Source organism: Streptomyces humi, assembly GCF_001005085.2.
Lineage (GTDB): Bacteria > Actinomycetota > Actinomycetes > Streptomycetales > Streptomycetaceae > Streptomyces > Streptomyces humi.
In genome coordinates this window covers 78278-90879 of record NZ_LBMU02000069.1, presented here as the reverse complement: position 1 = coordinate 90879, position 12602 = coordinate 78278, and the positions used below count along the sequence as shown (strand labels likewise).

Here is a 12602-nt window from a genome sequence, read left to right as displayed (position 1 = left end):
TGCTGTGGCACCACGACCCTTGTACGAACTTGTCGAAGCGGGCTGGGCGAAGGCCCTCGAACCCGCGGCCGAGCGGATCGCCTCGATGGGGGACTTCCTCCGGGCCGAGATCGCGGCCGGCCGGACCTATCTCCCGTCCGGCGCGAACGTCCTGCGGGCCTTCCAGCAGCCCTTCGACGACGTCCGCGTCCTGATAGTCGGTCAGGACCCCTATCCCACGCCGGGGATGGCGATCGGACTGAGTTTCGCGGTCTCGCCGGAGGTGCGTTCGCTGCCGGGCAGCCTGGAGAACATCTTCCGGGAGATGCACTCCGACCTGGGGCTGCCCCGGCCCTCCAACGGGGACCTCACGCCGTGGACCCAACAAGGGGTGCTGCTGCTCAACAGGGCGCTCACCACGGCCCCGCGCAGTCCGGGCGCCCATCGTGGCAAGGGCTGGGAAGAGGTCACCGAGCAGGCCATCCGGGCGCTGGCGGCGCGCGGCAAGCCGCTGGTGTCGATCCTGTGGGGGCGGGACGCGCGCAATCTGCGGCCGCTGCTGGGGGATCTCCCGGCGATCGAGTCCGCCCATCCCTCGCCCATGTCCGCGGACCGCGGTTTCTTCGGCTCCCGCCCGTTCAGCCGGGCCAACGACCTGCTCGCCCAGCAGGGGGCCGAGCCGGTGGACTGGCGACTGCCGTAAGCCCGACGGGGTCCGCGCCTCGGGAACGGCGCACCGCTTCGGGAACGGCGCACCGCTTCGGGAACGGCGCACCGCTTCGGGAACGGCGCACCGCCTCGGGAACGGCGCACCGCCTCGGGCGATCGGTGACGGCCCGGCCCGCCGGGGTGTGCGGGACCCGGCGGGCGGACTCTCCCGTTCTTCCTGTTCTTCCTGATGCCCGGCCTCAGCCGAGGACCGCCGCCCGCACGCACAGCACGTCCGGGAGGTGCGAGGCCAGCTGCCGCCAGCTGTCCCCGTCGTCGGCCGAGGCGAACACCTCGCCGTTGCGATTGCCGAAGTACACCCCCGCGGGGTCCGCGTCGTCCGTGCACAGCGCGTCGCGCAGCACCGTGCCGTAGTGGTCCTGCGCGGGCAGCCCCGCCGACAGCGGCTCCCAGGTCCGGCCCCCGTCGGCCGTGCGGAAGACCCGGCAGCGGCGCTGTGCGGGGACCCGGTCGGCGTCCGCGTTGATCGGGAAGACGTACGCCGTGCCCGCGCGGTGCGGATGGCCGGCCACCGCGAACCCGAACGTGGACGGCAGCCCCTCGCCGATGTCGGTCCAGTGCGCGCCGGCGTCGTCGCTCCGGTAGACCCCCCAGTGGTTCTGCAAGTAGAGCCGGTCCGGGCTGCCCGCGTCCTGGGCGATCTTGTGCACGCACTGACCGAACTCCGGGTCGGGGTCCGGCAGGAACACCGCGGAGACACCGGAGTTGGACGGCTTCCAGCTCGCGCCGCCGTCGGTGGTGCGGAACACGCCCGCGGTGGAGACGGCGACCGTCACCGCCTTCGGGTCCCGCTGGTCCGTGACGACCGTGTGCAGGCCCTCACCGCCGCCGCCCGGCACCCACCTGTCACGCGTGGGGTGTTCCCACAGCGGCCGGACCAGTTCGAAGCTCTCCCCGCGGTCCTCGGACCGGTACAGCGCGGCCGGTTCGGTGCCCGCGTACACCACCTCCGGTTCCGCGGCGGCCGGGTGCAGCTGCCAGACCCGCTCCAACGAGGCTCCCGTCTCCTTGGGGAACCTCACGGCGGGCCGGGCCGGTTCGGTCCAGCTGCGGCCCAGGTCGTCGGAGTGGAAGACCGACGGGCCCCAGTGCGCGCTGTCGCCGCCCGCCAGCAGCCGGGGCCGGCCGCCCCGGTTGTCGATGGCGACCGAGTAGATCGCCTGCGCGTTGAAGTAGGGACTCTCGTCGAACTCCCAGGTGCCACCTCGTCGCCGCCCGAGAAACAGGCCCTTACGGGTGCCCACGGCGAGCAGTACCTCGGTCATGCCGATCACCTCCATGACGTCCTTGTCACAGCAGACCCTCACCTTTCGGCCAGTCTGCACCCCACCACTGACAGTCACCCCCGTGCGGGCGTCATCGCAGCTCAGAGCCGTCGTGTCGGTCGGTCGAACGAGGTGACGGAACGCGTTCCGGAAGACGCCTGCGCGACCGGGGTCACTCGTGCGACCGTCGACTCGGAGGTTCGCCGTGAGCAACAAGGCGGCCTCTGCCGTATGGGAGGGCGGTCCGGGCTGTCCGTGCGCGCGTGAGGAGGATGCCTTTGAAGGCGTTCCGTGGTCCGAAGGTCTGGCTGTGGCGCTGGCGGCGCAACCCGCTGAAGCGTCGCGCCGACACGGTGGAGGCCTGGGTGCTGCTCGGCGCCTGGCTGTTCACCCTGCTGGCCGGAGTGCTCGCCGGGCTCGCGGCGGCCCGGTCGGTCGAGGGCGGGCTGGCCCGCGAGCGCGTCGAATGGCACCCGGTCGTGGCCCATGTCATGGAGAAGGCCCCGGGCACACCCCGGGACGGGTCCGGCTCCGCCGGCGGTGAGCGGGTCTGGGCGAGAGTGGGCTGGACCGTCGAGGACGGCACGGTGCACACCGGCCAGGCGCGGGTGGCGGCCGGCAGCAGGGAGGGCACTCCGGTCACCGTCTGGACGGACCCGCGGGGCCACCTCGTCACCCGGCCCGCCACCGCCTCCGAGGCCCACCTGCGTGCCGCGTTGATCGGCGGCCTGGTCGGGCTGAGCGGGGCGGCCGTGCCGTTCGTCGCCGGACTGGTGGCGCGGGGCCGGCTGGAGCGACGGCGGATGGACCGCTGGGACGCGGAGTGGTCGCGGCTCGGGCCGCAGTGGGGCCGCACGACCGGCTGAGGCCCCGCACCCGGCCCGACGGCGCGGGGCCACGGGGCGGCGACGACGCGACGCCCGGCCCCGCCCGCCGCCGACACCCACCCCGACACCCGTGCCGCCGTCAGCGGCTCGTCAGCACCTTCCGGCCGGCGCGGTGCCCGTCCTCGGCCGCCTTGCCCCGGTGAGCGGCTCGTCAGCACCTTCCGGCCGGCGGTGCCCGTCCTAGGCCGCCCTGCCCCGGTGAGCGGCTCGTCAGTGCCTGGCGGTCGGCGGTGCCGGGCCCCGCCGCCGTGCCCCGGTCAGCTGCTCGGCAGCAGCCCTCGGCAGGTGGCGAGCAGGTGCTCGTCCTGGGCGATGTCATGGCTGCCGTACCCGCCCGGCCGCGCCGTGTGCCGCCGGGCGGTGGCCAGTTCGGCCGTCACCAGGTCGTGCAGTGGGGCACCCGCCGGGCCCATCGCCGCCAGGTACTCGGCGATCGCGCAGCGCGTGTACGGGTTCTGGGACCAGGCGGACCGGAACACCGGCAGCACGGGCTCCGGATCCCCCTCGATCCGCCACAACGCCCCCGCCGCGCAGATCCGTTCCCACACCCGGCCCGACCCGGCCAGCGCACGCAGCGCGGGCAGCGCCTGCCGTGCGGCTCCGCCCAGCCGCCCCAGCTGCTCGGCCGCGGTCCGGGCACCCCGGCTCCGGCCGAAGGTCAACTCCCGTAACAGCACGGGGAGTACCGCCTCCGCGTCGCCCTCCGCCGCCCACAGGGCCCCCGCCGCCGACGCCGCGTGCCGGGTGTCGAGCAGCGCGCGCAGCACCGGCGCGGCCGCCCGGGCGGCCGTACCCAGCGCGTCGAGCGCCCGCACCGCCTGCCCCGCCAGGGACTCCCGCGCCCCCAGCCCGTCCGGCGCGCCGCGCAGCAGCCGCAGCACCTCCGGCACCGCCGCGGGATCCGCCAGCGCGGTGACCGCCGCCAGCAGCGGTGCGGCCAGCTCGGCGGCCTCGGGCGAGTCCAGCGGGACCCGGCCGAGACGGTGCCGCAACGCGGGGGCGAGCGGGGCGGCCGCCCGGCCCAGGTGCGCCACCTCGAAACCCAGACCGCCGGGCACCACGGGTCCCGCGAGCAGCTGGGCCAGTGCCGGTACCGCGCGCGGATCGCCGCTTCTGGCCAGGGCCTTGAGAGGTCCGCCCAGGGAGGGTCTGCCGCGCTCCCAGGTGCGCACCCACAGGTCGGGCCGTACCGTCACCAGGGCGTGCAGTTCGTCGGCCGCGGGCGCGGCCAGCGCGAACAGCTCCGCGAGGACCGAGACGGCCGCGTCCCGCAACTGGTCCTCCTCAGGGCGCAGTTGGGCGCCGATCAGGGCGACGGGAGCCGTGAAGTCCGCGCGCCACTCGCGGAACAGCCCGGCCGACATCCGCACCGCGTTGCACCGGTCCATCGCCCCCGGGCTGCTCAACTGACCCACGAGCAGGGCGATCCGGTCCGCCACCCGGTCGTCCAGCGCGCGGTGCAGGGTGCGCAGCAGCGACGAGCCCTCCTCGTCCGACGGCCGTAGCCGCCGTATCCGGCCGACGAGCGTGTCCGTCTCCGCCCGGTCCGGGCCGGCCGACCGGTGCTCGGTCCGCTCCCTCAGCAGCCGGACCGCGGTCGGTACGAGCCCGGCGGGCAGCCGCTCCGGCGCGCCGAGGGCCAGCTGCCCGAGCGCCGCGAGCCGGGCGCCCGGCGGGTACGGCGGCTCGCTCTGCGCGGCCAGCAGGTCCACCGCAGCGGCCGCCCGCTCCGGATGGCGCAGGACGAACTGGCCGAGGGCCGCGGTCAGCGACCCCAGCACCTGCTCGTCGGCCTCTGCCGTGATCCGCCGGGCGAGCAGCTCCAGAACCCGCGCCGGTTCGTCGAGGAACCGGACCAGCGCCCCGGCCGCCGCCCGCCGCACCCAGGGGCACGGGTCCTCGGCCAGCGCCACGAACGCCTCGGCTCGCGCGCGCACCGCGCCCTGGGCCCGCGCGCCCGCGCTCTCCGCCCCTATGCTGACCAGCAGTTCCACTATGGCGCCGCGGTCGCGGACCTCCACGCGGGCCGCGAGCGTGAACAGGAAAGGGACGCAGGCGAGCGTCGAGTCGTACACGTTGCCCTGGTGGTGCACCGAGCCGTACATCCCGTCGAGCGCGGCCTCCCGCTCGGCCGCGTCCGCCGAGGCCAGTCCGCGCAGCAGGGCGGGCACGTCCGCCGCGCTGCCGTGAGCGTGCCGCAGCGAGGTCCAGTCGACCTCGTCGATCCCCGTGAACACGTTGTCCTCCCCAGGCGAGTACCACCTGTTCGGGAGTCTGCACCACGGCACTGACAACAATGCGGAATCGGGCGGCGACTGTGTGCGATCCGTCGACGGTCACCGGCCAACGACGCGCGAGCAGCGGTCAGTTCGCGTCGGGCAGCGCCCGTTCCAGGATCGGGTCGAGTGCGGCCCGGGCGGGCAGCGTGCCGAACGCGTACCCCCAGTCGCCGTCCAGCCGGGTCGCGCAGAAGGCGTCGGCGACGGCGACGGGGGCGTACCGGACCAGCAGCGAGGCCTGGAGGGCCAGCGCCATCCGCTCGACCAGCCGGCGGGCGCCCACCTGATCGGTCTCCGCCAGTCCGGCCTTCAGCCGGGCGACCGCGCCGTCCAGCCGGGCGTCCGCCCCGCGCGCGTGCGCGAGTTCGCCGAAGAAGGCGTCGGCGGCGCCGGGTTCGCGGGACAGCGCGCGCAGCACGTCGAGTGCGTTGACGTTCCCGGAGCCCTCCCATATCGACAGCAGGGGTGCCTCCCGGTAGTGCCGGGGCATGCCGGAGTCCTCGACGTAGCCGTTGCCGCCCAGGCACTCCAGGGCCTCCGCGGTGAAGGCCGGACCGCGCTTGGTGACCCAGTACTTGCCGACGGCCGTCGCGATCCGGCGGAACGCCCGCTCCTGCTCGTCCCCGCGCACCGCGCGGTCCGCCGCGCCCGCGAGCCGCAGCGTGAGCGTGGTCGCGGCCTCCGACTCCAGCGCCAGGTCGGCCAGGACGTTGCGCATCAGCGGCTGGTCGACGAGGCGCGCGCCGAACGCGCTGCGGTGCCGCACGTGATGACCGGCCTCGACGAGTGTCCTGCGCATCAGGGTCGCCGAGTTCATCACGCAGTCCAGCCGGGTGCAGTTGACCATTTCGATGATGGTCTTCACGCCCCGCCCCTCCGGTCCGACCAGCCAGGCCACGGTCCCTTCGAACTCGGGCTCCGAGGACGCGTTCGACCGGTTGCCCAGCTTGTCCTTCAGCCGCTGGATGCGGAACGCGTTGCGGCTTCCGTCCGGCAGCACGCGCGGCACCAGGAAGCACGACAGGCCGCCCGGCGCCTGCGCCAGCACCAGGAAGACGTCGCACATCGGCGCCGAGGTGAACCACTTGTGCCCGCGCAGGGTGTAGACGCCGGGCTCGGAGGTCGGAGCGGCGGTCGTGGTGTTCGTCCGTACGTCCGAACCCCCCTGTTTCTCTGTCATGCCCATACCGGCGAGCAGTCCGGGCTTGTCCGCCGGCACCCGCAACCCCGGTTCGTAGACCCTGCTGGTCAGCAGCGGTTCGTACACCTTCGCCAGTTCGGGCTGGGCGCGCAGCGCGGGCACGGCGGCGTAGGTCATCGACGTCGGGCAACCATGGCCGGATTCGGTGTGTCCCCAGACCAGCCCGCCCGCCGTCCGCGCCACATGGGCGCCGGCCCGGTCGTCCCCCCAGGCCGCCCCCGCCAGTCCCTCGGCGACGGCCGTCCGCATCAGGTGGTGCCAGGCGGGGTGGAAGGCGACCTCGTCGATCCGGTTGCCGTACCGGTCGTGGGTGCGCAGCTCCGGTTCGTGGCGGTTGGCCAGCTCACCCCACTCCTGCGCCTCCGCGCTGCCGGCCAGGACCCCCAGCCGCCGGATCCCCTCCTCGGCCCACCCGGCACCCTCCCGGCGCACCCCTTCGAGCAGGGCCCGGTCGTCGGAGGCGTCGTAGGGCGCGAGGGGCGGCGCCTGGTTCGTGACGTCGTGGGTGGCCGTGGCCGTGGCGGTGGCGGTGGCGCCAATGGGGTCGATGGCGGTGGTGCGCTGCGGCCCGCGGAGCGAGGCGGTGGAGTCCATGACCTCCATGTTGCACTCTTCCTGCGATCGCAGAAATATTGCAATACGCTGCCGCCCGTACAGTACGTGACCATGCACATGAACGTGTCCGCCGAGGCCGCCGGCACCGACCTGCGGCCGCTGTCCGCCCGGTCGGTCGTGCTGAGCCTGCTGCTGGGCACGCATCCGCCGGAGCTGCCGGTGAAGGACCTGGTGCGGCTCGTGGAACCGTTCGGGATCGGTGGCTCGACGCTCAGGGCCGCCCTCAGCCGTATGACGGCGTCCGGCGACCTCCGCCGTACCGACGACGCCGTCTACGGCCTCAGCGAGCGGCTGCTGACCCGCCAGCGACGCCAGGACGAGGCGGTACGACCCCGTACGCGCGCGTGGCACGGCGACTGGGAGATGCTGGTCGTCACGGCCTCCGGCCGCGGCCCCGCCGAACGGGCGGACCTGCGCACCCGGCTGACCGCCCTGCGGCTCGCCGAACTGCGCGAGGGGGTCTGGCTGCGCCCGGCGAACCTGGTGCGGGCCCTGCCCGCGGACCTGCTGACGACCACCGAGTCGTACACCTGCCGGCCGGCCCGTCCCGCACCCGAACTGGCGGCCTCCCTCTGGCCGTTGACCACCTGGTCCGCCCGGGCCCGGGCCCTGCTCGCCCGAGCGGCCGAATCCCCGCTCCCGCCGGACCGCTTCACGGTCTTCGCGGCGGCCGTCCGCCACCTGCTGACGGACCCGGTCCTGCCCCCGGAACTGCTGCCGCCCGACTGGCCGGCCGACCGCCTGCGCGCGGCCTACGCGGCCTACCGTGCGGAACTGGGCGAGCCGACGCCACCCCCGGGCGACTGACACCCCGAAGTGCCACACCGGCACGGCGGAACCCCTGGCCGCCCGTCGGCAATCCGGGTGCGCCAGGTGGCTCGGGCCTGGCAGGATCCGCGTATGCCCGTCGCCGAAGTGTCACCCGGAGTGTCCATCGCCCACGAGGTCTTCGGTGATCCCGGTGACCCCCCGGTGCTGCTCGTGATGGGTTTCGGCGCCCAGATGATCGCCTGGCACGAGGACTTCTGTCAGGCGCTGGCGGACCGCGGGCGGTACGTGATCCGCTACGACAACCGCGACAGCGGACTGTCCACGAAGTTCGACGAACATCCCGTCGAGGTGGGCCGGTTCATCGCCACGGTCCGCTCGGGAGACATGGCCGCCGCTCTCGCCATGGTCCCCTACGGCTTGCAGGACATGGCCGACGACGGCCTGAACCTGCTCACCGTGCTCGGTGTCGGACGGGCCCACGTGGTCGGCGCGTCGATGGGCGGAATGATCGCCCAGACGATGGCCATCAGCCACCCGGAGCGGGTGCTGACGCTGACGTCCATGATGTCCTCCACCGGCGAGAGCGAGTACGGCAGGTCCAGCCCCGAGGCCCGTGCGGTCCTGTTCGGCCCGAAGCCCACCGACCGCGAGGGGTACATCGCCGCGGCGGACCGGGAGTTGGCGTGGGCGTCGAGGCGGTACGGCGACCCGGCGGCGCTCCGGGAGCTGGCCGCCGCCAGTTATGACCGCGGCCTCCACCCCGCCGGGATCGGGCGTCAGCTCGGCGCGATGGTGCTCGGCGGCTCACGCGCGGACGCGCTCCGGGAGCTGCGGGTGCCCACCCTCGTGATCCACGGCCTGGACGACACGCTGATCGACGTCAGCGGTGGGCGCCGCACGGCGGACCTGGTGCCAGGAGCCGAACTCCTGCTGATCCCCGACATGGGACACGACCGCCCGCGCCCGCTCTGGCCCGAGCTCATCGACGCGCTGGCGGCCCACACGGGCTGAGCCCCGCTCCACGGACAGGTCCGGGAGCGCGCGACCGGGTCGTCGCCGCCCGATGAGCGGCGACGGCCCGGTCGCCCGGCTCACTTGTAGGTGATGTCCGAACTCGCGTACTTGCAGTACGTCCCGTCCGGGCCGCTCCCGTTCGTCGTCGGTTCCGCGCCCGTGTTGTTGCCGATGTACTTCTGGCAGGGCACGATCTTCTTGCTGCTGTCCCCGACGATCGTGATGTTCTTCAGGGTGGCGCTGTCGCCGTAGTTGGTGTTGATGCCGACCAGCGCGCTGCCCTTGTACGTCGCCTCGATCGTGTTGAGGTTGATGGTGCGCTTGTACTGCGTGGAGCAGTTGCCGCAGGAGCGGACCAGCTTGCCGAAGGTCTGCACCGCGAAGTTGGACACGTTCAGCGTCCCGGCGCCGTTGAACTGGAAGACCTTGTCGCTGGCCTCCTTCGCGCCGCCGCCGGAGACGGTGTAGACGTTCGAGGACGAGGAGCCGCGGAAGGTCGCCGCGTCCTCGCCGACGTCCTCCCACCACACGTTCTGAAGCGTGCAGCTGCCCTCGCAGTGGATGCCGTCCGCGGCGGGCGCCCCGATGATGACGTTCTTGAGGACCGTGCCGGCCGCCAGGTCGAGGAGGGGGTCCTGGTCCTCGCTCTGGCCGCCGGTGCCGAGGTCGCCGCTGCCGTAGAGGCGCAGCATCCCGTAGTCCTTGGTGCCCGACAGCTTGATCGTCGCGCTGACGGCCTGGCTGCCGCTCGCGGTCGGCCAGGTGGCCGCGTCCGCGCGGGATCCGTCTGTCATGATCATGCCAATCGACAGTCCCAGGGCGGCCAGTCCGCCCGCCAGTGCGCGCGCACTGGTCCGTGCTCGTGCTCGTGAAGTCATGTCCCGTGTGCCTTCTTTCGAGTGGGGGGTCTTGCGTACGCCAAGAAGTCGGCTCTGTACGTGAACGACGTACAGCTCCTTGAACGTCTTGTACGGAGACCAGCTCAAAAGGGGTCGATTTACGGCCCCTCGGTCACGGTGCTGAACGGAACGTAGGGTGAAAGCGCTTTCTAGTCAAGGGCTGTGGGAGCGCTTCCAGGAGAGCCGTGTCCATGCCACGATGCCGGAGGTGTCCCGCAGCCCTTCGTCAGGAAGGCCCCCGTGAAGCCGCAGCCCAGCAGAACCCCGCTCGCCACGCTCCTCAGCGCCGGTGTCCTCGCCCTCGCCCTGGTGGTGACCGTCACCGCCGTCACGGCGCTGGTCCGCGGCCCCCGGCAGGCCGCCGCGCACACCGCGCGGGGCGGCCACTGGGTGACCGCCTGGACCGGAATGCCGCAGCTCACCGAGCCCGGCAATCTGCCGCCGGCGCCCTTCACGGGGGAGGCCTCGGTCCTGGCCGACACCACGCTGCGGCAGACCGTCCGGGTGACCGCCGGGGGACACCGGCTGCGGCTGCGCTTCTCCAACGCCTACGGCGACACCCCCCTGCCGCTCACCTCGGTGACCGCGGCGTTCCCCGAGGGCGGCCGGGCGGGCGTCAGCGCCGTCGTCCCCGGCAGCGTCGAGCCCGTCACCTTCTCCGGGCGGGCCGCCACCGTGGTGCCGGTCGGCGCCGAGGTCGTGTCCGATCCCGTGGAGATGGAACTGGACCCCGGTGCCGAGCTCGCCGTCACGGCGTACACCGCGCAGGGCCAGCCCGATCACGCGCTGACCTCGCACCCCGGCTCGCGCACCACGTCGTACCTGCTGCGTGGCGACCACGTCCGGGACCAGGACCTCGCCGGTGCCACCCCGGTCGACCACTGGTACCTGCTGAGCGACGTCGAGGTTCCGGCGCCGGCCGCGACCCGTGCCGTCGCCGTCCTCGGTGACTCCCTGACGGACGGCCGCGGTTCCACGACCAACGGCAACGACCGCTGGCCCGACCAGTTCTTCGACCGGCTCCGGACCCGTGCCGGGGATCCGCGCCTCGCGGTCCTCAACCAGGCGGCCGGCGGCAACCGCGTCCTGAACGACGGCCTCGGCCCCAACGTCCTGGCCCGCCTCGACCGGGACGTGCTGTCCCGCAGCGGAGTCTCCTGGCTGATCGTCTTCGAGGGCGTCAACGACATCGGCACCGCCGCCGCCACCCCGCAGGCCCAGCGGGCCGTCGCCGACGACCTGATCGCCGCCTACCGGCAGATCGTCGTCCGCGCCCACGCCCAGGGCATCCGGGTCTACGGCGCCACCCTGCTGCCCTTCGGTGGCAACGCGTACGACGACGGTGCGGGCGTCCGCGAGACGGCCCGGCAGCGCGTCAACGCCTGGATCCGCGGCCCCGGACACTTCGACGCGCTGCTGGACTTCGACCAGGTGGTCAGGGACCCCGCGGACCCCGGCCGGCTGCGGGCCGACCTCCAGGTGGGGGACTGGCTGCACCTCAACCCGACGGGCTACGGGGCACTGGCGGCCGCGATCCCGACCCGGCTGTTCGACCCGAGCTCCTGACACCGCAGGCGGCCCCCTAGGCCGTCGGGCCGGCCTCGCTCGGCACGGTCCGCGGGGACGAACCCGTTCCCGCCGGCAGGTGGTTGAAGAGCAGGTTCAGGGCGATCGCCGTCAGGCAGCCCGCGCTGATGCCGCTGTTCATCACCGTCTGGAACCAGTCAGGGAACTTCTCGTAGACCGTCGGCACGCCCACCGGCAGCAGGCCGACCGCCACCGAGACGGCCACCACCGTCAGGTTGTGGCTGCCCTTGAAGTCGACGGTCGCGAGCGTGCGCAGACCGCTCGCCGCGACCGTCCCGAACATCACCAGACCCGCACCGCCCAGCACCGGCGCCGGAATCGCCGCGACCACCGCGCCCAGCTTGGGCAGCAGGCCCAGCAGCACCAGGATGCCGCCGGCCGCCGCGACCACCCAGCGGCTGCGCACCCGGGTCATCCCGACCAGGCCGACGTTCTGCGCGTACGCCGTGTACGGGAAGGTGTTGAAGACACCGCCCAGGACGGTGGACAGCCCGTCGGCGCGCAGGCCGTCCGCCAGGGAACGCGGCTCGACCCGGCGGCTGGTCATCTCGCCCACGGCGATCAGGTCACCGGTCGTCTCCGTCATGGTGACCAGGGCCACCACCAGCATGGAGACGATCGCCGAGGCGCGGAACGTCGGGGTGCCGAAGTGGAACGGCGTGCTGATGCCCAGCCAGTCGGCGTCCCGCACCCCGCTGAAGTCGGTGAACCCGAACGGCACGGCCACCGCCAGGCCGACCGCGATGCCGATCAGGACGGCGATCCGGGCCAGGGCGGCGGGCGCGAACCGCTGCACGCCGATCACCACCGCGAGCACGAAGGCCGCCAGCGCCAGGTTCTTCGGCTCCCCGAAGTCCTTGGCGCCCGCGCCGCCCGCCGCCCAGTTGCCCGCGACCGGCAGCAGCGAGACCCCGATGATCAGGATCACGGTGCCGGTGACCAGGGGCGGGAAGAAGCGCAGCAGTCTGCCGAAGACGGGCGCCAGCAGCATGATCGCGAGGCCGGCCACGATCACCGAGCCGTAGATCGCGGGCAGTCCGCCGCCCGTCGTACCGATCAGGACCATCGGCGACACCGCCGCGAACGTACAGCCCTGCATGATCGGCAGCCGTACGCCGAAGCGCCAGCAGCCGACGCACTGGATGAGGGTCGCGATCCCGCACACCAGCAGGTCGGCGGTGATCAGATAGGCCAGGTCGGCGGGCGACAGCTTCATGGCGCCACCCACGATGAGCGGAACGGCGACGGCCCCCGCGTACATCGCGAGCACATGTTGCAGCCCGAACGCGGCCAGTTGCCGTACGGGCGGGACCTCGTCGACGGGGTGGACGGGGGCGGTGGTCGTGGCCATGGGGACTCCAGAGCGGGGACGACAT

The 12602-nt window shown here is 73.4% G+C and carries 10 protein-coding genes; 5 read left to right on the top strand and 5 right to left on the bottom strand.

The genetic code is table 11. The features are described from left to right. Positions 1-4: 4 nt before the first annotated feature. Positions 5-682, top strand: a complete 678-nt coding sequence (locus AAW13_RS27965) for a uracil-DNA glycosylase (protein WP_046729343.1) — start codon at positions 5-7, stop codon at positions 680-682. 205 nt (positions 683-887) lie between these two features. Here AAW13_RS27965 and AAW13_RS27960 read toward each other — a convergent pair whose 3' ends face one another. After that, a complete protein-coding gene (locus AAW13_RS27960) occupies positions 888-1973 on the bottom strand; it encodes a WD40/YVTN/BNR-like repeat-containing protein (protein WP_046729388.1) in 1086 nt (361 codons plus the stop codon). 272 nt (positions 1974-2245) lie between these two features. On the opposite strand from AAW13_RS27960, the gene AAW13_RS27955 reads away from it, so the two are divergent. Further along, a complete protein-coding gene (locus AAW13_RS27955) occupies positions 2246-2839 on the top strand; it encodes an Rv1733c family protein (RefSeq protein WP_046729342.1) in 594 nt (197 codons plus the stop codon). A gap of 278 nt (positions 2840-3117) precedes the next feature. Here the strand turns inward: AAW13_RS27955 and AAW13_RS27950 are convergent, their stop codons facing one another. Beyond that, on the bottom strand, positions 3118-5097 hold the full coding sequence (locus AAW13_RS27950) for a hypothetical protein (RefSeq protein ID WP_046729341.1): 1980 nt from the start codon (positions 5095-5097) through the stop codon (positions 3118-3120). Positions 5098-5224: 127 nt separating this feature from the next. Further along, entirely contained in the window at positions 5225-6934 is a 1710-nt protein-coding gene (locus AAW13_RS27945) for a DNA alkylation response protein (protein ID WP_079178998.1), read from the bottom strand. 72 nt (positions 6935-7006) lie between these two features. Between AAW13_RS27945 and AAW13_RS27940 the strand changes: the two genes are divergently transcribed. Both AAW13_RS27940 and AAW13_RS27935 read left to right on the top strand, forming a co-directional pair. After that, complete coding sequence (locus AAW13_RS27940) at positions 7007-7762, top strand: PaaX family transcriptional regulator C-terminal domain-containing protein (protein WP_046729386.1); 756 nt, start codon at positions 7007-7009, stop codon at positions 7760-7762. A 93-nt stretch (positions 7763-7855) separates the two neighbouring features. Further along, the gene (locus AAW13_RS27935; protein ID WP_046729340.1) at positions 7856-8737 is read left to right on the top strand and encodes an alpha/beta fold hydrolase; all 882 of its coding nucleotides are present in this window, start codon (positions 7856-7858) and stop codon (positions 8735-8737) included. A gap of 80 nt (positions 8738-8817) precedes the next feature. Here AAW13_RS27935 and AAW13_RS27930 read toward each other — a convergent pair whose 3' ends face one another. After that, a complete protein-coding gene (locus tag AAW13_RS27930) occupies positions 8818-9618 on the bottom strand; it encodes a pectate lyase (protein ID WP_046729339.1) in 801 nt (266 codons plus the stop codon). Between the two features lie 261 nt (positions 9619-9879). Between AAW13_RS27930 and AAW13_RS27925 the strand changes: the two genes are divergently transcribed. After that, a complete protein-coding gene (locus tag AAW13_RS27925) occupies positions 9880-11205 on the top strand; it encodes an SGNH/GDSL hydrolase family protein (protein ID WP_046729338.1) in 1326 nt (441 codons plus the stop codon). Positions 11206-11221: 16 nt separating this feature from the next. Here the strand turns inward: AAW13_RS27925 and AAW13_RS27920 are convergent, their stop codons facing one another. Next, positions 11222-12577, bottom strand: coding sequence for a nucleobase:cation symporter-2 family protein (locus tag AAW13_RS27920; RefSeq protein WP_046729337.1), 1356 nt, complete (start codon positions 12575-12577; stop codon positions 11222-11224). Positions 12578-12602 lie beyond the last annotated feature (25 nt).